Source organism: Micromonospora sp. KC721, from assembly GCF_004348355.1.
Taxonomy (GTDB): domain Bacteria; phylum Actinomycetota; class Actinomycetes; order Mycobacteriales; family Micromonosporaceae; genus Micromonospora.
The window spans coordinates 1-21,863 of the sequence record NZ_SMJY01000099.1; the positions used below are offsets into that span (position 1 = coordinate 1).

21 protein-coding genes and 1 pseudogene are annotated in these 21,863 nt (G+C 72.2%); 13 read left to right on the forward strand and 9 right to left on the reverse strand.

The window, feature by feature from the left end:
- On the forward strand, positions 1-652 hold a 652-nt coding region (locus E1182_RS17725), incomplete at its 5' end, for a DUF4230 domain-containing protein (RefSeq protein ID WP_207914651.1).
- A 57-nt stretch (positions 653-709) separates the two neighbouring features.
- On the opposite strand, the gene E1182_RS17730 is transcribed toward E1182_RS17725, so the two are convergent.
- A complete protein-coding gene (locus E1182_RS17730; RefSeq protein ID WP_132266555.1) occupies positions 710-913 on the reverse strand; it encodes a PspC domain-containing protein in 204 nt (67 codons plus the stop codon).
- Positions 914-1,343: 430 nt separating this feature from the next.
- Here E1182_RS17730 and E1182_RS17735 point away from each other — a divergent pair, with 430 nt between their 5' ends.
- The 5 genes from E1182_RS17735 to E1182_RS17755 all read left to right on the forward strand — a co-directional run bounded on the left by E1182_RS17735 (position 1,344) and on the right by E1182_RS17755 (position 8,505).
- Positions 1,344-2,171, forward strand: coding sequence for an ABC transporter permease (locus tag E1182_RS17735; RefSeq protein ID WP_132266558.1), 828 nt, complete (start codon positions 1,344-1,346; stop codon positions 2,169-2,171).
- A gap of 1 nt (position 2,172) precedes the next feature.
- Positions 2,173-2,916: an ABC transporter ATP-binding protein gene (locus E1182_RS17740; RefSeq protein WP_132266563.1), complete on the forward strand. Its 744-nt coding sequence runs from the start codon at positions 2,173-2,175 to the stop codon at positions 2,914-2,916.
- On the forward strand, positions 2,913-4,877 hold the full coding sequence (locus tag E1182_RS17745) for a DUF5941 domain-containing protein (RefSeq protein ID WP_132266568.1): 1,965 nt from the start codon (positions 2,913-2,915) through the stop codon (positions 4,875-4,877). Before E1182_RS17740 ends, E1182_RS17745 begins: the two co-directional genes overlap by 4 nt.
- Before the next feature lie 16 nt (positions 4,878-4,893).
- Entirely contained in the window at positions 4,894-7,068 is a 2,175-nt protein-coding gene (locus E1182_RS17750; protein ID WP_132266572.1) for a bifunctional glycosyltransferase family 2 protein/CDP-glycerol:glycerophosphate glycerophosphotransferase, read from the forward strand.
- Positions 7,069-7,206: 138 nt separating this feature from the next.
- The gene (locus tag E1182_RS17755) at positions 7,207-8,505 is read left to right on the forward strand and encodes an ABC transporter ATP-binding protein (protein WP_132266577.1); all 1,299 of its coding nucleotides are present in this window, start codon (positions 7,207-7,209) and stop codon (positions 8,503-8,505) included.
- A gap of 152 nt (positions 8,506-8,657) precedes the next feature.
- Here E1182_RS17755 and E1182_RS17760 read toward each other — a convergent pair whose 3' ends face one another.
- A complete protein-coding gene (locus tag E1182_RS17760; RefSeq protein WP_132266581.1) occupies positions 8,658-10,103 on the reverse strand; it encodes a family 43 glycosylhydrolase in 1,446 nt (481 codons plus the stop codon).
- A 196-nt stretch (positions 10,104-10,299) separates the two neighbouring features.
- Here E1182_RS17760 and E1182_RS17765 point away from each other — a divergent pair, with 196 nt between their 5' ends.
- The 3 genes from E1182_RS17765 (at position 10,300) to E1182_RS17775 (ending at position 13,947) form a co-directional block, all read left to right on the forward strand.
- Complete coding sequence (locus E1182_RS17765) at positions 10,300-10,767, forward strand: DUF4442 domain-containing protein (protein WP_132266585.1); 468 nt, start codon at positions 10,300-10,302, stop codon at positions 10,765-10,767.
- A 64-nt stretch (positions 10,768-10,831) separates the two neighbouring features.
- Positions 10,832-11,578 (forward strand): HAD family phosphatase, encoded by a 747-nt coding sequence (locus E1182_RS17770; RefSeq protein ID WP_132266589.1) that lies wholly within the window; start codon positions 10,832-10,834, stop codon positions 11,576-11,578.
- On the forward strand, positions 11,575-13,947 hold the full coding sequence (locus tag E1182_RS17775; protein ID WP_132266593.1) for a glycoside hydrolase family 65 protein: 2,373 nt from the start codon (positions 11,575-11,577) through the stop codon (positions 13,945-13,947). Before E1182_RS17770 ends, E1182_RS17775 begins: the two co-directional genes overlap by 4 nt.
- 15 nt (positions 13,948-13,962) lie before the next feature.
- Here the strand turns inward: E1182_RS17775 and E1182_RS31170 are convergent, their stop codons facing one another.
- Positions 13,963-14,136, reverse strand: a complete 174-nt coding sequence (locus tag E1182_RS31170; RefSeq protein ID WP_165942644.1) for a hypothetical protein — start codon at positions 14,134-14,136, stop codon at positions 13,963-13,965.
- A gap of 214 nt (positions 14,137-14,350) precedes the next feature.
- Here E1182_RS31170 and E1182_RS17780 point away from each other — a divergent pair, with 214 nt between their 5' ends.
- Positions 14,351-15,007 (forward strand): dienelactone hydrolase family protein, encoded by a 657-nt coding sequence (locus E1182_RS17780; protein WP_132266596.1) that lies wholly within the window; start codon positions 14,351-14,353, stop codon positions 15,005-15,007.
- Positions 15,008-15,020: 13 nt separating this feature from the next.
- On the opposite strand, the gene E1182_RS17785 is transcribed toward E1182_RS17780, so the two are convergent.
- Positions 15,021-16,208 carry an AI-2E family transporter gene (locus E1182_RS17785; RefSeq protein ID WP_243706271.1) on the reverse strand — a complete coding sequence of 396 codons (1,188 nt, stop codon included), beginning with the start codon at positions 16,206-16,208 and terminating at the stop codon, positions 15,021-15,023.
- Between the two features lie 104 nt (positions 16,209-16,312).
- Between E1182_RS17785 and E1182_RS17790 the strand changes: the two genes are divergently transcribed.
- The 3 genes from E1182_RS17790 to E1182_RS17800 all read left to right on the forward strand — a co-directional run bounded on the left by E1182_RS17790 (position 16,313) and on the right by E1182_RS17800 (position 18,159).
- Positions 16,313-16,495 (forward strand): antitoxin, encoded by a 183-nt coding sequence (locus E1182_RS17790; protein ID WP_132266604.1) that lies wholly within the window; start codon positions 16,313-16,315, stop codon positions 16,493-16,495.
- Between the two features lie 192 nt (positions 16,496-16,687).
- Positions 16,688-17,896 (forward strand): cytochrome P450, encoded by a 1,209-nt coding sequence (locus E1182_RS17795; RefSeq protein ID WP_132266608.1) that lies wholly within the window; start codon positions 16,688-16,690, stop codon positions 17,894-17,896.
- Positions 17,893-18,159, forward strand: a complete 267-nt coding sequence (locus tag E1182_RS17800; RefSeq protein ID WP_243706272.1) for a ferredoxin — start codon at positions 17,893-17,895, stop codon at positions 18,157-18,159. The genes E1182_RS17795 and E1182_RS17800 overlap by 4 nt, the downstream gene beginning before the upstream one ends.
- A 47-nt stretch (positions 18,160-18,206) precedes the next feature.
- On the opposite strand, the gene E1182_RS17805 is transcribed toward E1182_RS17800, so the two are convergent.
- From E1182_RS17805 to E1182_RS31175, 5 genes and pseudogenes are all read right to left on the reverse strand, one after another.
- On the reverse strand, positions 18,207-18,806 hold the full coding sequence (locus E1182_RS17805; RefSeq protein ID WP_132266611.1) for a hemerythrin domain-containing protein: 600 nt from the start codon (positions 18,804-18,806) through the stop codon (positions 18,207-18,209).
- Between the two features lie 144 nt (positions 18,807-18,950).
- A complete protein-coding gene (locus E1182_RS17810; protein WP_132266614.1) occupies positions 18,951-19,592 on the reverse strand; it encodes a C39 family peptidase in 642 nt (213 codons plus the stop codon).
- A gap of 471 nt (positions 19,593-20,063) precedes the next feature.
- Positions 20,064-20,864: a hypothetical protein gene (locus E1182_RS17815; RefSeq protein WP_132266617.1), complete on the reverse strand. Its 801-nt coding sequence runs from the start codon at positions 20,862-20,864 to the stop codon at positions 20,064-20,066.
- A gap of 135 nt (positions 20,865-20,999) precedes the next feature.
- Positions 21,000-21,398 (reverse strand): hypothetical protein, encoded by a 399-nt coding sequence (locus E1182_RS17820; protein WP_132266620.1) that lies wholly within the window; start codon positions 21,396-21,398, stop codon positions 21,000-21,002.
- A gap of 185 nt (positions 21,399-21,583) precedes the next feature.
- Positions 21,584-21,863, reverse strand: a pseudogene (locus E1182_RS31175) (hypothetical protein); the annotation flags it as partial.

Here is a 21,863-nt window from a genome sequence, read left to right on the forward strand (position 1 = left end):
GGGGGCCTCGGGTGGGCCGGTGAAGCGCCTGCTGCTGCTGCTCGGCGCGGCGGCGCTGGTGGTGGTCGCGCTGCTCGGCGCCCAGACCGCCGGGATCTTTCCGGACTTCCGCAACCCGTTCGCCGAGGAGCAGACCGACCGCAGCCAGCCGCCGCTGCTCAAGTCGATCCAGGATCTCAGCCGCTACGTCGCCGCCGAGGGCAACTTCCAGGTCGTCGTCGACCTGCAGAGGGACCGGAACAACGTGCCCGAGTGGCTGCTCAACCAGCGGACGCTGTTCGTCGGGGCAGGCAGCGTCGAGGCGTACGTCGATTTCTCGAAGCTGTCGGAGGGTGCGTTGGTGGTCTCCCCGGACGGTAAGTCCGTCGAGGTCCGGCTGCCCGCACCGCAGCTCGGCGAGACCAACCTGGACCTGGAGTCGAGCTACGTCTTCGCCGAGGAGCGCGGCCTGCTCAATCGGGTGGGTGAGCTGGTCGACGGTGACCCCAACCGACAGCAGCAGGTCTACCGGCTGGCCGAGGAGCGGATCACCGCGGCGGCCCGGGACAGCGGCCTGCCGCAGCGGGCCGAGGAGAACACCCGCAAGATGCTGGAGGGTTTGCTCCGCTCGCTCGGCTACGAGCGGGTGACGGTCACCTATACCGCCCCCTGACCTGCGGGCCGGGGCGGACGAGGCCCGCCGCGCCCCGGCCCGGATCCCGCCCCGGCGTCAGTGGCCGGTCGCGGCGCGGTCCTCGTTGGGCATCAGGATCCACAGCACCAGGTAGACGATCACCTGGGTGCCGGGCAGCAGCAGTGACAGCAGGAACAGCAGCCGGATCAGGTTGGCCGAGGTGTTGAACCGGCGGGCCAGGCCGGCGCAGACGCCGGCGAGCATGCGCCCCTGGCGGGGTCGGACCAGTTTGCGACTCATCGTCGTACTCCCACTCTGCGGCGATCCGCCGCGCTGACCTCAACGGTAGGAAGGGGTGGTCGACTCGCCCTCCGTCCCGAGGGGGATCCGGTGACTGCGTACCCGTAGGTGATTACCCGTGGCGGTCCCGACCGACGCGCCCACCCGGCCCGGTCGTTCCGGGCCGCCGCTGCGCCGTTCGCCGCATGGTGCGCTGTCTTAGCGCGGTCAAGCCGCGACATGCCGCAGCCGGAGCCGATCACCGGTGCCCCGGCTCAGGTGAAGGATCCGCTGCGTCGAGCGGCACCGGTGGCTAGCATCAAGGCGATCACGGCCGCGCGGCCGGCGTCGCGCGGGAACGGGGTGGCCCGGCATCGTGATCGAGTGCCGACGGGCGTTCGTTCACCTACTGCTAACCTTTCGTCCGTTCTTCTTCAGGCGGGAGGCGACGGTGACCGCTGGCGTGGCAGCTCTCTGGTCGCACCGCAACTCCCTGCGCATCCTGGTCAAGCGGGACCTGGCGGTGAAGTACCAGCAGTCGGTGCTGGGCTACCTCTGGTCGTTGATCGAACCGCTCGGCATGGGTGCGATCTACTTCTTCGTCTTCGGCGTGCTCTACTCCGGTGACACCAGCCGGCACCTCGGGCAGGCGGCCGACTCGTACCCGCTCTTCCTGATCACCGGCATCTTCGCCTGGATGTGGACCAGTTCGGCGCTGAGCGAGGCGACCGGCGCGCTGACCGGGCAGTCCCGCCTGATCACCACGATGAACGTGCCCCGGCAGGTCTTCCCGATCGGTCGGGTCACCGGCCGGTTCGCCGAGTACGTCGCGGGCCTGCCGATCCTGGTCGCGGTGGCCGCCGTCTACGCGGCGCACGGCCGCATCGACCCCGGCTGGTCACTGCTCGCCCTGCCGCTGGCGGTGCTGGTGCAGGCCACCCTGCTGATCGGGTTGTCGCTGCTGCTCTCCGCGGTCAACGTGCTGATGCGCGATGTCGAGCGGTTCATGCGGCTGATCGTCCGGGTGCTCTTCTACGCCACGCCGATCATCTACCCGTTGAGCCTGGTCCGGGACTCGGAGCTGCCGGGCTGGCTGAAGGTGGCGTACGAGCTGAACCCGCTGGTCGGGATCTTCCAGCTCCAGCACGCCATCTGGTATCCGGACGAGTTCCCGGACGCCCGGCTGCTGACCACCACGGTCGGCGGCAGCGTGCTGGTGTTGGTCGCCGGTTGGTGGACGTTCCGCCGGCTCGAACCGGCCGTGCTCAAGGAGCTGTGAGGTGGCTCCGATCATCGAGGCCGAGGGCCTCGGCATCCGCTTCGTCCGCAACCGCCGCCGGCAGTTGCGGCTGCGGGAGCTGTTCATCCACCGGGGCGGACGCGGAGCGGCGGCCGGCCGGTTCTGGCCGCTGCGGGACGTGTCGTTCAGCGTCGAGGCGGGCGACACGGTCGGCGTGATCGGGCGCAACGGCACCGGCAAGAGCACCCTGCTGCGGCTGATCGCCGGGGTGCTCATCCCGGACGAGGGGCGGATCACCGTCCGGGGCGACGTGGCACCCCTGCTGGAACTCTCCGCCGGCTTCTCCAACGACCTCACCGGGCGGGAGAACCTGTACCTTGTCGGCGGCCTGCACGGGCTGTCGTCGGGATACCTGAAGCGGCACTTCGACGAGATCGTCTCGTTCGCCGGCGAGCAGGTGGAGCGCGCCATCGACACCTCGGTCCGGCACTACTCGTCGGGCATGAAGGTCCGGCTCGGGTTCGCGATCATCTCGCACCTGCCGCATCCGATCCTGCTGATGGACGAGGTGACCGCGGTGGGCGACGCGGAGTTCCGCAAGAAGTGTTATTCGACGATCGACCGACTGCTCGCGGAGGGGCGCACCTTGGTGCTGGTGTCACACAACGAGAAGGATCTGACCCGGTTCTGCCGACGAGGGCTCTACCTCGACGGCGGGCGGCTGATCGTGGACGGCACGGTCGCCGAGGCGCTCGACGCGTACCACGCCGCGGTCCCGCGGTGACGCTCGCGATCGTGCTCGCCGCCGGTGCGCCGGCCGCGAGCCTGCCGACCTCGACCGGGGAGCCCCTCGCCGACCGGCTGGCCGCGCAGTGGCGGCGGGCCGGGGTGGACGAGGTCCGCGCCGTCGCCGATCTGGCCGAACTCGCCGCCCTGGTGGACACCGCCACCGGGCCGGTGGTGGTCAGCGGGGCCGATCTGGTCGCGCACACCGCCGTACTCAGGCATCTGCGGACCAGTCCGGTCGGGTCGACGGTGGCCCTGGTGCTCACCGATCCGCCGGCCGACGGTCGGGTCGCGGTCCGCGAGGAACGAGGCCAGGTGGTGGCGGCCGGGCCGGACCTGGCCGACGCGACCGGTGTGTTCGGTGGGGCACTGCGGGTCGGCGTGGCCGACCTGCCGGCGCTCGCCGCCGCCGCCCGGGCCGCCGCGGTCGCGCCGGCGGCCGGGCCCGCGGTGGACCGGCTCTTCGCCGCCCTCACCGCGCTCGGCACGCTGACCTTCGCCCACCGGGTACGCCTGCTCGTGGCGCACCGGGTCGGCGACGCCGCCGGGCTGCACGCCGCCGAGGCGGCGCTGTCGGGGGTGGACGAGGACCGCGCCGAGCTGCGGCTGTCGGTCAAGGAGCGGGACGACTTCTTCACCACCTACTTCGTCAGCACCTGGTCGCCCTACGTGACGAAGGCGTGTGCCCGGCTGCGGCTGAGCCCGACGGCGGTCACGATGATCTCGGTACTCTTCGCCGCGGTCGCGGCGGTGCTCTTCGGCGTCGGCGGCCGGCCCGCGCTGGTGGCCGGCGGTGTCCTGCTCTACCTGGGCTTCGTGCTGGACTGCGTGGACGGGCAGTTGGCCCGTTACACCCGGCACTTCAGCGCCTGGGGCGGCTGGCTGGACACGATGGCCGACCGGGCGAAGGAGTACCTGGTCTACGCCGGCCTCGGCTTCGGGGCCACCGCCGCCGGGTTCCGCCTCGGTTGGGCGCTGGCGATCGCGGCGATGACGTTGCAGACCGTCCGGCACATGACCGACGCCTGGTACGGGGTGCTGCACGACGAGGCGGCCCGGCGGCCCCGGCCGGCGGCGGGTGCGGGCAGCGGTATCGGCGGGATGCTCAACGCCGCCTCGACCCGGGTGCAGGCGGACACCGGTTCGGTGTCGTACTGGCTGAAGCGGACGGTGGTCTTCCCGATCGGGGAGCGGTGGGCGTTGATCGCGCTGACCGCCGCGCTGTTCGGCCCGACGGTCAGCCTGGTGGCGGTGCTGGTCTGGGGGTCGCTCGCGTTCGCGTACACCGGGGCGCTGCGTACCCTGCGGGCCCGTTGGATGTGGGTGCCGGTGCTGGACACCGTCGACGCGACCCTGCACCGCGACGACGGGCCGTTGGCGACCCGGATGCCGGTGCTGCGCCCGGTGGGGCCGTTGACGCTGGCCGTGGTCGGGGCGCTCGGCCCGGCGGTGCTGCTGGTGGCGGCGTTGGTCGCGGCCGGCGGCGGCTGGGGTGCGGGCGGGCTGCGCTGGTGGCTGCCGGTGGCCGTGCTGGTGCTGCTGGCCGGCGGGCTGGGCGCCGGGGCGGCGCACAACGGGCCGCTGGACTGGCTGGTGCCGGCGGCGCTGCGGGCCGGGGAGTACCTGTTGGCGATCACCGTCGGGGTGGTGGGTGGCGCGCCGGCCTGGCTGGTCTTCGGGTACGTCTTCGTGCTCACCCTGCACCACTACGACCTGGTGGCCCGGCTGGAGAAGCGGCAGTCCGCGCCGCCGTTGCACGGCGCGACGCTGGGCTGGGACGGGCGTTCGGTGCTGCTGGCCCTCGCCGGGATCGCCGGTTTCGCTGGTGTTGGTCTGGCTACAATCGGTGTGTACCTGTTCGTGGTGTTCGTGGCGAGCGTCGTCCTGACCTGGGTCGTCCTGCCGGCCCGCGCCGCGCGGGCGACGGCCGTACCGGTCTCGGGCGGTTCGCCGGGCTGACGAGAGGGCGGCCGGGATGACCCTGATCAGCTTCGTCGTCCCGGCCTACCGCGTGCAGGGCTACCTGCGCGAATGCCTGGACTCGCTGCTCGGGCAGCCGTTCGGTGACATCGAGGTGGTGGGCGTCGACGACGCCTCGCCCGACACCAGCGGCGACATCCTCGACGAGTACGCCGCCCGTGACCGCAGGGTCCGGGTGGTCCGGCTCACCGAGAACGCGGGGCTCGGGCCGGCCCGCAACGCCGGGCTGGACCGGGCCGCCGGGGAGTACGTCTGGTTCCTCGACGGGGACGACTGGCTGGCCCCGGACTGCCTGCCCGAGGTGGTCGACCGGCTCCGCGCCACCCGCCCGGACGTGCTGGTCGTCGACCACGTCCGAGTGCACTGGAACGACACCGCGAGCCGCAGCGCGATGGCCGAGGTGTTCCCCGAGCCGCCCGGCGCGACCACGTTCCGGCTGGCCGACCGGCCGGAGACGCTGCGGTTGCTGCACACCGCCTGGAACCGGCTGGTCCGCCGGGAGTTCCTGACCGGCCTGGGGCTCCGCTTCGCCCCCGGCTGGTACGAGGACGTCTCCTTCACCTACCCCCTGTTGCTGGCCGCCGAGAAGATCGGCGTGCTCGACCGGGTCTGCGTGCACTACCGGCAGCGGCGCTCCGGCGCCATCACCCGCACCCGCGGCGACCGGCACTTCGAGGTGTTCGACCAGTGGCACCGGGTGTTCGGGTTCCTCGACGACCACCCGGAACTGGCCGGACTGCGGCCGGCCGTCTTCGAGCGGATGGTCTGGCACCACCTGACGGTGCTCGGCAACGGCGAGCGGATCGCCGCCGAACTGCGGCCCGCCTTCTTCGACCGGATCACCGCCGACTACCGCCGTTTCCTGCCCCCCGGCGGCTACCCCGCGCCGGACGGCGTGGAGGGGCTCAAGCACCGGCTGGTGGCGGCGGGACGGTGGCGGACGTTCAGCGTGCTGCGCGGGGCGAACCAGACCCGGGCGACCGTCCGGGGCGTCGCCCGCCGGGTGCTGCCGGTGGCCCGGCGGACGGCCCGGCTGACCCGGGACGCGGCGCTGCGCGAGTACTACCGGGCCGAACTGCGCCGACCCGTCGACCCGTCGCTGGCCGTGTACGCCGCCTACTGGTACCGCGGCCACGCCTGCAACCCGGCGGCCGTCGCCGCTGCTGCCCGGCGGCTCGCGCCGCAGGTCCGCGCGGTGTGGATCGTCCGGCGGGACCGGGTGGACACCCTGCCGCCCGACACCGAGTACGTGGTGGCGGGCACCCCTGCCTACTACCGGGCGCTGGCCCGGGCGCGCTGGCTGATCAACAACGTCAACTTCCCGGACTACGTCCGCAAGCGGCCCGGCTCGGTGCACGTGCAGACCCACCACGGCACGCCGGTGAAGGTGATGGGGCTGGACCAGCAGCGGTATCCGCTGGGCGCGGTCGGGATGGACTTCGCCGGGCTGCTGCGCCGGGTGGACCGCTGGGACTACAGCATCACCGCCAACAGCTTCTCCACCCAGATGTGGGAGCGGGCCTACCCGGCCTCGTACACCACACTGGAGGTCGGGTACCCGCGTAACGACCGGCTGGCCGTCGCCACCGCCGAGGAGGTGGCCGAGGTCCGCGGGCGGCTCGGGATCGGCCCGGGCGAGCGGGTGGTGCTGTACGCCCCGACGCACCGCGAACACCTGCCGCACTACCGGCCACCGTTCGATTCGGACCGGCTGCTCGACGTGCTCGGGCCCACCGGACGGTTGCTGATCCGCAGCCACTACTTCCACGACCGGCTCGGGTTGGCCGGGCGGCGCAGCCGGGGGCGTGCGGTGGACGTCAGCGACCATCCCTGCGTGGAGGACCTCTACCTCGCCGCCGACGTGCTGGTCACCGACTACTCGTCGGCGATGTTCGACTATGCCGTCCTGGACCGGTCGATCGTGGTGTACGCCCCGGACCGGGACGCGTACGCGCTGGCCCGGGGGGTCTATTTCGACGTGACCGCCGAGCCGCCGGGGGCGGTGGCCCTGACTTTCGACGAGTTGCTGGCGGTGTTCCGTGGCGGCGGCGAGTCCACCCCGACAGCGACGCGGGCGCGCCGGCGGTTTCGGGAACGGTTCTGCGCGCTCGACGACGGCGGAGCGGCGGAACGGGTGGTCCGGCGGGTGTTCCTCGGCGAAACGACGTGACGCGGCCCGAATCTGGCAGGTTACTGATCAGTTAATGGTCCTGTCATTACCCGAACATGGCACGTTCACCCGATGCGCGGGACCGGTCAAGGTGGCCAGAGTCACACCGGGGTTTCCGGTCAAACTGGGGAGGAGACGGTGACCACCGTCGCGCTCAAGGATGTCACCAAGGTGTTCCCGGACGGGACACTGGCGGTCGACAATGTCAATTTGGATGTCAACGATGGCGAATTCATGGTCCTGCTCGGGCCGTCTGGCTGCGGTAAGTCCACCGTCCTACGAATGATCGCCGGCCTGGAGGAACCGACCTCCGGGGCGGTGCTGCTCGACGGTGCCTTTGCCAACGATCTGCCGCCGCGGGAGCGGAAGATCGCCATGGTCTTCCAGGATTTCGCCCTCTACCCGCACATGAGTGTTAACGACAACATCGGTTTCCCGCTGCGGCTGGCCGGCGTCGCGTCGGCCTCGCGCGACGAACGCATCCAGGACGTGGCCAGCGCGCTCGGGATAAGGGATGTTCTCGCCCGCCGGCCGAGCCAGCTCTCCGGCGGCCAGCGCCAGCGGGTGGCGATGGGGCGGGCGATCGTACGCCGTCCCGGGCTCTTCCTGATGGACGAGCCGCTGTCCAACCTGGACAGCGGGCTCCGCGCCGAACTGCGCGCGGAGATCTCCGGGCTCACCCGCGAGCTGGGAGTCACCACCATCTACGTCACGCACGACCAGGCCGAGGCGCTGACCATGGCCGACCGGGTCGCCATCATGCGCCGGGGCGTGTTGCAGGATGTCGGCACCCCCACGCAGGTGTACGGCCGCCCGGCCACCCTGTACGTGGCGGCGTTTTTGGGCAGCCCCCGGATGAACCTGATGGAGGCGTCGGTCTACGTCCATCTCGACCGGTACGTCACGCTCAACCTCGGCGACCAGGCGCTCTACCTGCCCTGGGAGGACATCCGCAGCCGAGCGGTGGCGCACTACCACGGAGAGCGGATCGTGGTCGGCATGCGGGCCGAGGCGCTCACTCCGGTCGCGCCGGACACCCACGGTCACGTGCTGCAGGGCCGGGTCCGCTACCTGGAGCACCACGGGCACGAGTCGCTGGCCTTCCTCGACATCGGGGCCACCGCGGTAGCGCTGGACGATGTGGTACCGCCGACCGAGAACGGCCCGGGCGGACAGCGTGGCCTGCGCCGGTTCGGGCAGGTCATGCAGCGTCTCGCCGGTCGGTCGGCGGAGCCGGAGTCGGCGCAGCGCGGTGACGCCCGGGGCAGCGTGCTCAGCGACCCGGGGCGGCACCACCGCCGGGCGGGCGAGCTTGCGGTACGCCTCGCCCCGTACCCGGCGATCTCGGCCGGCCACCCGATGGCGGTGGCGGTGCGGATGGACGCGGTGCACTTCTTCGACGAGCGCGGCGACCGGATCGACGTGGGCTGGCGCTGACCCGGGGCTCGCTGGTCGCTCCGGGTCGAGGGCGATCCGGGGCGACTGCTACTCCGGGACGGCGGGACGGGCCCCGGACCGATCCGCGCTTTCGTAAGATCGGTCCGGGCCGCAGCGAGGTAGACCTCCAGCCCTACGGCGTCGGTGCTGCTTCAGCCACGCCGCCACAGCTGGACGGCGAAGCCGTTGCAGGTGTAGAGCGAGAGCCGGGCACCGTTCACGTTCTTCCAGTCGTAGTTGTCCAGGCACATGTTGCCGGCGACGTTGCGCAGCGAGAACCAGCCGTTGCCCTGGTCGATGATCTGCCACTGCTGGGCCGTCGTGTTGTCGCAGGCGACCAGGCCAACGTCCGCGTTCGGCGCCGTGCTGGCGTTGATGTTGGTCAGACAGGTGCCGGTGTTGCGGTTGCGGATCTCGTACCCGCTGGTGCCCTTGTAGTTGAATTCCCACTCCTGGGCGGCGTTGCCGTTGCAGCTGTACAGCCGAACGAGCGCGCCGGGGGTGGTGTCGAAGTCGTAGTTGTCGACGCAGCGGTTGCTGTACTGGCCCCGGATGCCGGGCGCGGTCATTGAGTTCGGCAGCGGCTGGCCGAAGAACGGGGTGCCGTTGTCGCTGAAGTAGAGCTGCTGGAAGCGGGTGTGCCGGTTCGGGTCGGTGAGCGCGTCCGGCGTCGGGGTGGCGTAGTCACGGGCGTGATAGACCAGCACGTCCGTGGTGTTGTCCTCGGCCACGGTGAAGCTGCCGTGGCCCGGGCCGTAGACCCCGTTCGCGGTCTGGAACACCGGGTTCGGGCTCTTGCGCCAGGAGGCCGGATTCAGCAGGTCCGCGGTGTCGTCGGCCGACAGCAGGCCCAGCTTGTACCGGGAGTCGGTCGCCGAGGCCGAGTAGGCGATGAACACCTTGCCGTTCTTGACCAGCGGCGATGGCCCTTCCACCACGCCGGCGACGCCTTCCATCTCCCAGGCGTACGTCGGGCGCGCGATCTCGGTGACCGTGCCGGTGATGCTGGTGGGGCTGTCCATCCGGGCGATGTACATGTGGCTGTTGTAGTTGGTGGACGGGCTGTCCTGGGCCCAGGCGAAGTAGCGCACCCCGCGATTGACGAACGAGGCCGGGTCGAGCTGGAAGGACTCCCAGCCGGTGTTGAAGCGCTGGGGTGCGCTCCATTCGCAGGTCATCGGGTTGGCGCAGGTGTTGCGGATCCAGTAGAGCCGCTGGTTGAACCGCGCGGTGCTGGGCGACGCCGAGAAGTACATGTACCAGGCGCCGTCGATGAACTGAATGTCCGGCGCCCAGATCCAACCGCTCAGCGCGCCGCTCGACGGCGCGGTGAACGCGGTGATCGTCGCGGCGCTGCCGAGACCCTGCAGGGTCGTGGCGCGGCGCAGTTCGACCCGCTTGTAGTCGGGGACCGAGGCCGTCATGTAGTAGTAGCCGTCGGTGTGCTTGTAGATCGCGGTGTCGGCGCGCTGCTGGATGACCGGGTTGTTGATCGTGATGAACTGCGCGGCGGCCGGCGGGGCGAACACGGCCAGCAGTGCGATGATCATGCCGAGAGCGACCGTCAATCTCTGACGGGCGCGGGTGAGTGTTGCCATCGGTCAGCTCCTTGGGGGGAGGAGTGGATCGTGCTCACGAGCCAGGGGGGTGCTGGCGCGCGGGCGGGTGTTATGTGAGCGCTAACAGCATCTTCAGTGGTTACGGAGATGTCAACAACTTGTTGCCGGGCTGGGGCGGGATTACCTGGGAGGTGTCGGCCTTGCCCGATAAGTTACTGGCTAGTAACGTCGGGGCATGTCCATCGACCCGCGCCAGGTGGCGTCCGCGCTGCTCGAAGCCGTGCCCTTCGCCCGTACCCTCGGCTTCGAGGTGGTCAAGGTCGCGCCGGAGGCCGAGGGTGGCGTTCGGGCCGTGGTCCGGCTGCCCGACTCGCCGGCCACCCACAACCACGTCGGCGGTCCGCACGCCGGAGCCATGTTCACCCTCGGGGAGACCGCCTCCGGCGCGGTGGTGATGGCCGCCTTCGGTCACCTGCTCGACCGCGCTGTGCCGCTCGCCGTCCGGGCGGAGATCGCGTACCGGAAGGTGGCCATGGGGCCGGTGCTGGCCACCGCTCGGCTGGTGCGCCCGCCGGCCGAGGTGATCGCCGAGTTGGACGCCGGGCAGCGACCCGAGTTCAACGTCCCGGTCGAGATCGGCACCGAGGACGGCACCCCGACCTCGGCCATGACGGTGGTCTGGACGCTGCGCGCGAAACGCTGAGCCTGCGGACGTCCCCGGCGCAAAGCCGGTTTGCCGGGGCGGCCGGATGGATAGATTCGACCTTGTGCTGGGTTTACCCGATCACGTGACCGCCTGCCTCTTCGATCTGGACGGTGTGCTGACGCAGACCGCCCGGGTGCACAACGCCGCCTGGAAGGAGACCTTCGACGCCTACCTGGCGCGGCGGTCCGCGACCACCGGCGAGCCGTTCCGGCCCTTCGATTCCGGGCCGGACTACCAGCGGTACGTGGACGGCCGGCCCCGGGCCGACGGGGTCCGCACCTTCCTCGCCTCCCGCGGGATCGTGCTGCCCGAAGGGAGCCTCGACGACCCGCCGGACGCGGACACCGTCCAGGGGATCAGCAACCGGAAGAACGCCATCCTGCTGGACCGCATCCACCGCGACGGGGTCGACGTCTACCCGGGTTCGGTGACGTACCTACGGGCGGCGGTCGCCGCCGGGCTGCGCCGGGCGGTCGTCTCAGCCAGCGCCAACTGCCGCGACGTGGTGGCCTCGGCGGGCTTGGAACCGATGTTGGAGGCCCGGGTCGACGGCCAGGTGACCCAGGCCGAAGGGCTGCGCGGCAAGCCGTACCCGGACACCTTCCTGGCCGGCGCGGCGCTGCTCGGCGTCGCACCCGCCAACGCCGCCGTCTTCGAGGACGCCCTCGCCGGGGTGGCCGCCGGCAGAGCCGGCAGCTTCGGCTACGTCATCGGCGTCGACCGGGTCGGCCAGGCCGACGAGCTGCGCGCCAACGGCGCCGACATCGTGGTGACCGACCTCGCCGACCTGCTCAAGGGCGCGGCATGATCCGCGAACGCGCCTATCCGGTCGAACCCTGGCACGTCCGGGAGACCCGGCTGGACATGGACGTGCTGGCCCAGTCCGAGTCGGTCTTCGCGCTCTCCAACGGCCACATCGGACTACGCGGCAACCTCGACGAGGGCGAGCCGCACGGTCTGCCCGGCACCTACCTCAACTCCTTCTACGAGCTGCGCCCGCTGCCGTACGCGGAGGCCGGCTTCGGCTTCCCGGAGTCCGGGCAGACCATCGTCAACGTCACCAACGGCAAACTGATCCGGTTGCTGGTCGACGACGAGCCGCTCGACGTCCGGTACGGCACACTCCTCAGCCACGAACGCGTCCTCGACCTACGCGGCGGCACCCTCTATCGGGAGATGCACTGGCGGTCCCCGGCCGGCCGGGAGGTCAAGGTACGCAGCACCCGGCTCGTCTCGTTCACCCAGCGCTCGGTCGCCGCGATCGACTACGAGGTCGAGGCGGTGCACGGGCCACTGCGACTGATCCTCCAGTCCGAGCTGGTGGCCAACGAGACCTTGCCGGCGCAGAGCCGCGATCCCCGGGTCGCCGCCGTGCTGGAGTCGCCGTTGCAGGCCGAGGAGGAGCTGACCACCGACGACGGCGGGCTGCTCATCCACCGCACCAAGGTCAGCGCGCTGCGGGTGGCCGCGTCGATGGGGCACGAGGTGCACGCGCCCACCAAGGCCACCATCGAGTCCGAGGGGTACCAGGACTGGGTTCGCACCACGATCGGGTGCGTGCTCGAACCGGGCGAGAAGCTGCGGGTGGTCAAGTACCTCGCGTACGGCTGGTCGAGCCGGCGGTCCCTGCCGGCACTGCGCGACCAGGTCGGCGCCGCGCTCGCCGGTGCCCAACTGGACGGCTGGGACGGGCTGTGCCGGGAACAGCGCAGGTACCTCGACGAGTTCTGGGAGGCCGCCGACGTCCGGGTCGAGGGCGACCCGGAGGTGCAGCAGGCGGTCCGCTTCGGGCTGTTCCACGTGCTGCAGGCCGGGGCCCGCGCCGAGCGGCGGCCGATCGCGGCGAAGGGCCTGACCGGCCCGGGGTACGACGGGCACGCGTTCTGGGACACCGAGACGTTCGTGCTGCCGGTGCTCACCTACACCCAGCCGAGCGCGGTCCGCGACGCGCTGCACTGGCGGCACGCCACCCTGGCCCAGGCGCAGGAGCGGGCCCGGACGTTGAACCTGCGCGGCGCGGCGTTCCCGTGGCGCACCATCGAGGGGCCGGAGTCGTCGGCGTACTGGCCGGCGGGGACCGCCGCGTTCCACATCGCCGCCGACATCGCCGAGGCGCTGCGCCGGTACGTGCTGGTCACCGGGGACGTCCAACTGGAACGGGAGATCGGCCTGGAGCTGCTGGTCGAGACGGCCCGGCTGTGGCGTTCCCTCGGCCACCACGACCGCCACGGCCGCTTCCACATCGACGGGGTGACCGGCCCGGACGAGTACACCGCGGTCAAGAACGACAACATCTACACCAACCTGATGGCGCAGCGGAACCTGATCACCGCCGCCGAGTGCGTGATGCGTCACCGGGACGAGGCGCTCCATCTCGGGGTCACCGACGAGGAGGCCGCCGGGTGGCGGGACGCGGCGAACTCCATGTTCGTCCCGTACGACGCGGGTCTGGACGTGCACCAGCAGGTGGAGGGCTTCACCCGCCTGCAGGAGTGGGACTTCGAGCACACCCCGCCGGAGAAGTACCCGCTGCTGCTGCATTACCCGTACTTCGACCTGTACCGCAAGCAGGTGATCAAGCAGGCTGATCTGGTGCTGGCCATGCACTGGCGGGGTGACGCCTTCACCTCCGACGAGAAGCTGCGCAACTTCCTGTACTACGAGCGGCGTACCGTCCGGGACTCGTCGCTGTCGGCCTGCACCCAGGCGGTGATCGCCGCGGAGGTTGGCTATCCCGAGCTGGCGCACCGCTACCTGCGGGAGGCCGCGCTGATGGACCTGCACGACCTCAACGAGAACACCCGGGACGGCGTGCACATGGCCTCGCTGGCCGGGGCGTGGATCGCGCTGGTCGCCGGGTTCGGTGGCCTGCGCGACCACGACGGGACGCTGACCTTCGCCCCCCGGCTGTCCAGCCGGTTGAGCCGCCTGGACTTCTCGGTGCAGTGGCGGGGGATGCGGCTGCGGGTGGACATCCGGCCGCACCAGGTCACGTACTCGCTGCGCGACGGCGGCCCCGACGCGGTGGTCGAGCTGCGCCACCACGGTGAGCAGGTGTGGGTGACCGCCGGCCAGCCGGTCACCGTCCCCGTGCCGACCCTGTCCCCGCCCGATCCGGTCCCCGAGCAAGCCCCCGGCCGCGCGCCCCTGCTGCGTCTTCCGGAGGACGAGGGCTGACTCAGGGGTTGGCCGTCAGAACTGGCGGCCGTTGGAGGGGCGACCGGCGGCGTCGCGGGGTGCCATCGCGCGGGGGTCGTCGGCGGTACGGGCCTGCGCCGCCTCGTCCGCCCAGTCCCGGCCGCGCTCGGCGTCCTGTTCGCGCCGTTCCTGCTCGACGTCGCCGGTCTGCTGCTTCCGCTTCGCCATCGGAGGTCCTCGCGATCTGTCGGGGCGCGACTGCGCCGGGTGCCGGGTCACCGCTGGCCTTCCCGATCGCCCCGGCGACAAACGGCACCGGCGCATCCCGGAGCCGCCCGGCCCGGCCTGGTCGCCCCCGCCCGGGTGAGGAGAGGCCCGCACGCGGGTACCCGCACCGGACGCCCCCGCCCCGGCAGCGGGCGCCGACGCGAGGAGGACGCTGATGGGTACGCGTGGACAGGTGAACATCCTGGTCGGTACGGCCGGGTTGCCGGCCGACATCGACGGGCCGGACGACGCGACGGGCCTGGTGCTCTTCGCCCACGGCAGCGGCAGTTCCCGGCACAGCCCGCGCAACGTGGCGGTGGCCCGGGTGCTCCAGCAGCGAGGGCTGGCGACCGTGCTGGTGGACCTGCTCACGCCCGACGAGGACGCCCTCGACGCGGTCACCGCCGAGCTGCGTTTCGACATCGGCCTGCTCGCCGACCGGCTCGCCGGGATCGTCGACTGGCTGGGTACCGAGCCGTCGCTGGGCCGGCTGCCGGTGGGTCTGTTCGGCGCGAGCACCGGAGCGGCGGCGGCACTGGTGGCGGCGGCGGCCCGTCCCGATCGGGTGGCGGCGGTGGTGTCCCGGGGCGGCCGTCCGGACCTGGCCGGTTCGGCGCTGTCGGCGGTCCGCGCGCCGACGCTGATGCTGGTCGGCGGCCTCGACGAGCAGGTGATCACGCTGAACGAGCAGGCGGCCGGGCAGTTGGCCGCACCGCACGAACTGCGGATCGTGCCCGGGGCCACCCACCTCTTCGAGGAACCCGGCACCCTGGAGCAGGTCGCCGCCGCGGCCGGCGACTGGTTCTGCACCCACCTGCCGGTCCCGGCCTGACCGGGGTGAGCGGTCAGGCCGGTGCGGGCGGCGGGGTGTCCGTGGCGGCCTCGGCCGTGGCTCGCCGCTCACGATGGCGTTGCACGGTGTCGACCACCCGGTAGGTGACCGCCGCGATCGGCACCGACACGAACGCCCCCGCGATCCCGGCGACCAGGGTGCCGGCGGCCACCACCACCAGGATCACCGCCGGATGCAGCCGGACCTGCCGCTTCATGACCAGCGGCTCCAGCAGGTTGCCCTCGATCTGCTGGACGGCGATCACCGCCGCCAGCACCAGCAGCGCGGTGGTGGGTCCCTTCGCGGCCAGCGCGACCAGCACGGCCACCGCGCCGGCCACCGTGGCCCCGACGATCGGCACGAATCCGCCGAAGAACGTGATCAGGGCCAGCGGCAGGGCCAACGGCACGCCGAGCAGCACCAGGGCGAGGCCGATCCCCATCGCGTCGATCGCCGCGATGATCATCGTGCCCCGGGTGTACCCGCCGAGCGTCCGCCAGCCCACCCGGCCCGCCTCGGCGGTCACCTCGCGGTTCGGGCCGGTCATTCGGCGCAGCACCCACTGCCACATCGAGCGCCCGTCCTTGAGCAGGAAGAACAGCAACACCAGGGCGAGTAGGGCCGAGCCGGCCACCTCGGCGACCGTACGCGCTCCGCCCACCGGATCGAAACCGCCGCCGAGGCCCGAGGTCACCTGCCGAAGCAGCCGGTCCAGCTGGGCCTCGGTGACCGGCAGGGTGGCGGTGACGAAGTCACGGCTGCGCTGCAGACCCTGGTCCAGCTGCTCGGTCAACTCGCCGAACTGGGCGGCGGTCAGGTTCCACACCAGCGCGCCGACCCCGACCAGGACGCCGAGCAGCAGCAGGATCGACAGCAGCGCGGCCAGCGCCGCCGGAACCCGCAGTCGGCGCAGCCCGCGCAGCACCGGGTCCAGCAACGCGGCCAGGAAGAGCGTCACCGCCAGCGCGACGGCCAACGGCGCCAGCAGCGTGGCCACCCGGCCCAGCAGGTACAACCCCGTCACCACGATCACCAGGCAGGCGCTCCACACCACGGCGGTGCGGACCAGCCAGGGCAGCGCCGCCCAGGTCTGCCGGGGGCCGGTCCGGGCTTGCGCCGCCGTCTTCTCGGGCGTACGCCCGTCACCGTCCTCGACCACGTCGGCCTCCTCGTTCTCCGCGGATCGATACCCGAGGGGCACCCGCGCGACACCCGCCGCGGCGGGTGGGCTCCCGCCGTCTCCGCGCGGCGTTTGCCCCACCCCGGCCCGGGGAAGGCGGGATACGACGAGACGAGGAGGACGCCGTGAGTGACTTCATGGACAAGGCCGAGGACTTCGCCGACAAGCACGACAAGCAGGTCGACCAGGGCCTGGACAAGGCCGGCGACTACGCCGACCGGCGCACCGAGGGCAGGTACGACGAGCAGATCGACAAGGGCGTCGACATGGCGCAGGCGCGCACCGGTGAGGGCGATCAGGGGCGCTGAGGCGCGTACGTTCACAGCCGGGTCCGCCGTCGTGGCGGGCCCGGCCGCGACGTGTCCGGGCGCGACGGGGTGGCCAGCATCGACCGCTCTCGCTACGATCCGCAGTCGGGACATGACTCGATCGAGGGTCGTGTCACCCAGCGGACCGGCCTGCCGGCGCGGCGGGCCGTCGACGAGAGGGAGCCACCCCCGGTGACCGACACTTCGCAGGCCACGACGCCGCAACGCTACCCGTTCAGCGCTCCGCACCGGCTCGACGTCGACCCCCGGTACGCCCAACTGCGCCGGGAGGAGCCGCTGATCCGGATCCGGCTGCCGTTCGGTGAGCCCGCCTGGCTCGCCACCCGGTACGCCGACGTGCGGACGGTGCTGGCCGACCCCCGGTTCAGCCGGGCCGCCTCGGTGGGCCGGGACCAGCCCCGCAACACTCCCCTCCAGCCAGACGAGGGCATCCTCGCGATGGACCCGCCGGAACACACCCGGCTGCGCCGCCTCGTGGCGAAGGCGTTCACCGCCCGGCGGGTGGAGGAGTTGCGTCCCCGTACCCGGGCGGTCGCCGAGGAACTCGTCGACGGGATGCTCGCCGCCGGGCCGCCCGCCGACCTGGTCGCCCACCTGGCCACTCCGCTGCCGATCCGGGTCATCTGCGACCTGCTCGGCGTGCCGGTGGCCGACCAGGACCGCTTCCGCACGTGGTCGGAGGCGATCGTTTCGACCACCTCACTCAGCCCGGACACGATCAGGAGCTACGTCGACCAGCTCATGGGCTACATGGCGGGGCTGATCGCGCAGCGGCGGGTGACCCCGACCGACGACCTGATCGGCGCGATGGTCCGGGCCCGGGACGAGAACGCCGACCGGCTCACCGAGGAGGAGGTCGTCCAGCTCGCCGCCGGTCTGCTCGCCGCCGGGCACGAGACCACCGTGACCCAGATCCCGAACATGGTGTACGTCCTGCTGACCGAGGAGGGCGGCTGGGAGCGGCTGCGCGCCGAGCCGGACCTGGTGCCGAAGGCGGTGGAGGAGCTGATGCGGTTCATCCCGCTCGGCGCGACCGCCGCCTTTCCCCGCTACGCCGTTGAGGACGTCGAGCTGGGCGGGGTGCTGGTCCGGGCGGGTGAGCCGGTGGTCGTCTCGGTGCACTCGGCCAACCGGGACGAGAGCGTCTTCACCGACCCCGAGCGGCTCGACCTGGGCCGGGAGGTCAACCCGCACCTGGGCTTCGGGCACGGCGTGCACCACTGCATCGGGGCCCAGCTCGCCCGGATGGAACTCCAGGTGGTGTTGGAGACGCTGCTGCGGCGTACCCCGGGGCTGCGGTTGGCCGTGCCGCCGTCCGAGCTGACCTGGAAGAGCGGTCTGCTGGTCCGAGGGCTGACCGCGATGCCGGTGCGGTGGTGACGACGGGTGCGGCGGGGGGCGAGCAGGTGAGCCAGGAGGAGTCGGGCCGGTGGCGGGTGTTCGTCGATTCGACGAGGTGTATCGGGTCGGGGATCTGCGCGGGTGCCGCACCGACCCATTTCGTGGTGGTGGACGGGCTGTCGCGTCCGGTCGAGGAACGGATCGATCCGGTGGATGCCGTGCTCGACGCCGCCGAGTCCTGCCCGATGGAGGCGATCATCGTGTCCGACGTGGAGGGCGGCCGGATCGCACCCGAGCCGTGAACCGACGACGGCCACGTCCCACCGAGGGCGCGGCCGTCGTACCGGAGTCAGTGCTGCTTCTCGTGTAGCGCGGCCATCGAGGTGGGCCGGCCGCTGAGCGCGTCGCGCATCCGGTCGACCAGGCCGGCCCCCGGGGCGAGTAGCTTGTTCGCCGGTGGGTGGTCCGGCGCGGCCGGATGCGGCCGGGTCGGCGCCATCTTCTTCGCCGCCGTCACCTTGCCGGCCAGCTCGACCAGTTCCTCCCGGGCCACTGCCGCCCGCAGCCGCGGGAAGAGATCCGACTCCTCGTCCTGCACGTGGTGGCGGATCGTGCGGGTCAGCTTGGCCAGCAGCTCGTCGAAGCGGCTGTCGGACGGGTCCAACGACTCCAGCTCCTTCATGGTCCGCTCGGCCTCGGCGTGCTCGGAGATCTCGTGTTCGGCGATCCGGTCGCCGTCCGGCAGCGCCTTACGGGCGGCCGGGTAGACGTACGCCTCCTCGGCGACGGAGTGCCGGACCAGTTCGGCGATGACCACGTCGGCCAACTGACGACGGCGCTTGGGCGTGCCCTGCCGGCTCTCCAGCTCGACGAAGATCGCCTCCACCTCCCGATGGTCGGCCGTCAGGACGTCGACGACGTCCCGTTCGGTGCTCTCGTGATGGCTCATGCGGGTCCTCCCTACCGGATGTTCGGACGGTTCGGCTCTGTCGCCCTCGTACCCGGTGCCGGACCGATGAATCACTCCGTGCCCGGTTTGTCGCGTGGGCCGGCCTCCCGCTCGGGGAGGCCGGCCCGCATCGGTGCGTCGGAATCAGGAGCTGTAACCGCGCCCCGCGATCCAGTTCGCCAGCTCGGCGATGCCCATCCAGTACTCCGGGGCGTCCGGCGCCCCCGGATCGGCGATCCTGACCGTCTCGCCGTCGTCCTTGTACTCCACCACGGTCAGATAGTGACCGGCGTAGCTGTGCGTCACCCCGTCCACGTCGAGGGCGCTGCCGCGAATGTTGGCGACGACCGGCCGGTCGGCGTCCACCGCGGCCAGGACGTCGGCGCGCAGCCGCTCGACCTGCTCATCCGACGCCACGTCGGCGCTGATCTCGGTGGTCTTGTACGTGCCACCGGTGTACTCGTTGAGCACCCGGGTGATGTCCAGGGCCGAGTCGGTGCCGGCTTCCGTGGTGCCGAGCTTCTCGGCCAGCTCGTCCTGGCTGACCGCCTTGCCGGCTGCCGACAGGGCGATCCGGGTCGACGCCGGGCCGCAGTAGTAGAAGTTCGGCTGCGCCTGGTACTCGTGCCCGACGCGGTGCGCGCCCCGGCCCTTCTCGGACACCAGCGCCGCGGCCGCCTTCTCGGCCGGCGTGGCCTGCGCCGCCAGGGCGGGGCCGGCGATGCCGCCACCCGCCATGATCAGGCCGGCGACGGAGAGCATGCTGTTGCGGACGTTCGAGTTCATGTCGAAGCTCCGTTCGGGGGTGCCGTCCGGTCGGGGGGACACGGACGTGGCCACCGCGGTGGCGCTCGGATCAGGGGAATCGGGCCTGGGCCCGGCGACGACCGGGCGGTTCGCGCCCCGGCCGCTCGGATCCGCAACGACCGGCGGACCCGGAGCATTCCAGCCCTGTCACCCGCCGGTGTGTGCGGTCGTACCCAGGATGTAACCGACCCGGGTCGACCGGGATTCCGTCGTACCGGTGCGCCGGTGACCTGGCAAACGGACAACCCGCCCGACACCTCGCGTCGACGTCGTCGACGGCGGTACGGGGCGGGTTGGGGTCGGCCGGGTCAACCCGGCACGATGCCGGACCGGTCGGTCTGGGCGCGGTCGCGGTCGCGGTCGGTGGCAGGGTGCGGTGTCCAGCAGCCAGGACACCGCAACCTGCCGCATTCGGTGTGGATCACCGCGCGGCCGGTCCGGACGACAGGGTCAGTAGGCGGCGACGGCGGCCCGGCCACGGGCCACGGTCGGGGCGTCCCGGGTCGGTTCGGCCGCGGACCGGCCGGAATCCGGCAGCGGCAGCACCGACTCGACCTCCTCCTCGGGCTGCCGGTTCCGCGCCACGTACGCCTCGTCACGCAGGCTGCGGGCCGAGGCCACGGCCAGTTCGGCCGCCCGCCACGCCGCCCGCTCCCGCTCCACGGCCACCCGGTGCCGCTCGGCCAGGTTGTTCCGGGCCGCCTGGCGCAGCAACAGCTCCTGCTCCACCGGGTGCCGCCGCGGATCCCACCCGTTGCGGTGCGCGAAGACGTCGCTCAGCTGCTCGACGGAGATCTCCTTACGCCAGTACGCGTCCAACGCCGTCCGGTGCAGGAACCGCTCACGGTCGGCGTACTCGGACGGGGTCTGCGCGGTCTGCGGCAGGGGCATCGCTGCGGCGGCCGACAGCCGGCGGACGTCCGCCTCAGCCGTCTCGTACGCCGCCCACGCCGCCTCGACCTCCTCCTGCGCGGCCAACCACTCGGCCCGCCGCCGCGCGGCGGTGGCCCCGGCACGCTCGGCCGCCACGGCCACCTCGTCGGCGTACCGGATGCGTTCCCGCTCCTCCTCGGCCAGTTCGAGGTGGCTGGGCATCGCGGCCTGCCGGATCCGGCCGGCCACGGTGGAGCGCAGCCAGTCGGGACGGGCGACCAGAGCCCCGACGGCGACGGCGACGACGACGAGCAGCGCCAGCCAGATCACGGCGGCGGCGGGAACGTCGAGCAGGACGGAGGAGAAGACGGTCTGCATCACCAGCACCTCACGGCGGGAACGATGTGGACTTCACGAGCGGACACCCGGTGGCGGGCGGGGAGGACGCGCCCGGCGTACCCGTCGACGACCGCACGACGGCGGTGGTCGGCAGCGGGCGGACGCCGGAGGCGGTCAGCTCCGGGGCGGGCCGCGCCGGCCGGTGGCGTCCCGGACCGGGTCCGTCGTCGCCGCCGGGGCCGTGCGGGCCGACGGCTCCCCGGTGCGGGCGGCGTCGCGCCGGGCCGGGAACGGCCGGGCGGCGGGAAGATCGGCGACCTGTTCGTCGGCGGCTCCGGCGACCGTGGCGGTCGACGCCTCGGCCGCTCGGGCGGACGCCCCGTTCCAGGCCGGTGGGTTCGCAGCCACCGGCGCGGCGGCGGCCGGGGTCACCAGCGCGGCGACCGGGCCGGTGAGCGGGGGGACAGCGCCGACGCCGACGGCGAGCACCAGGGAGGCCACCGCCAGCCGGGTGAGGTCACGCAGCGCGCGTAGCATCGCCCCGATCGGGTGGGCGGTCGCTACGGTCGGCACCGTTTCAACCTAGCGCCACTTCGAGGCCCGCGCAGCGGGAAGGAAGGCCGGGTCGGGTGACCCGGGCCACGGTGTGCGGTGTGGACGGAACGCTTCCCGCGACCGGAGCCGGCGTCGACGGCGGAGAACGGCGGCGGCCCGCCCCGAGCGAATCGGGACGGGCCGCCATCGTCGTCACCGGTCGGTCACCGGTCGCCGCCGAGCACCGGCGGCGCGGTGCTGCCGCCGTCGCCCCACACCATCTCGTCCTCGGTGAGCCACGTCATCCGTTCGTCGGTCGCGTCCTCGCCGTGCTGACCCCGACCGCCGATCACGCCACCGCGGCCGGCCGTGCCGAGCTGGCCGGAGGCCAGCCGGCCGGTGCCCGCGGCGGAACGGTTCTCCATGCCGGTCGGAACACCGCCGCGACCGGCCGTCGCGGACCCCGCCCGGCCACCCGAGGAGGCCAGCGCGCCGGTGCCGAGC

Coding starts and splice junctions, on each gene's coding strand:
- E1182_RS17775 (WP_132266593.1), top strand. CDS start 11,575: ATGATCCGCGAACGCGCCTATCCGGTCGAACCCTGGCACGTCCGGGAG.
- E1182_RS17750 (WP_132266572.1), top strand. CDS start 4,894: ATGACCCTGATCAGCTTCGTCGTCCCGGCCTACCGCGTGCAGGGCTAC.
- E1182_RS17810 (WP_132266614.1), bottom strand. CDS start 19,592: ATGAACTCGAACGTCCGCAACAGCATGCTCTCCGTCGCCGGCCTGATC.
- E1182_RS17805 (WP_132266611.1), bottom strand. CDS start 18,806: ATGAGCCATCACGAGAGCACCGAACGGGACGTCGTCGACGTCCTGACG.
- E1182_RS31170 (WP_165942644.1), bottom strand. CDS start 14,136: ATGGCGAAGCGGAAGCAGCAGACCGGCGACGTCGAGCAGGAACGGCGC.
- E1182_RS17760 (WP_132266581.1), bottom strand. CDS start 10,103: ATGGCAACACTCACCCGCGCCCGTCAGAGATTGACGGTCGCTCTCGGC.
- E1182_RS17780 (WP_132266596.1), top strand. CDS start 14,351: ATGGGTACGCGTGGACAGGTGAACATCCTGGTCGGTACGGCCGGGTTG.
- E1182_RS17815 (WP_132266617.1), bottom strand. CDS start 20,864: ATGCAGACCGTCTTCTCCTCCGTCCTGCTCGACGTTCCCGCCGCCGCC.
- E1182_RS17730 (WP_132266555.1), bottom strand. CDS start 913: ATGAGTCGCAAACTGGTCCGACCCCGCCAGGGGCGCATGCTCGCCGGC.
- E1182_RS17765 (WP_132266585.1), top strand. CDS start 10,300: ATGTCCATCGACCCGCGCCAGGTGGCGTCCGCGCTGCTCGAAGCCGTG.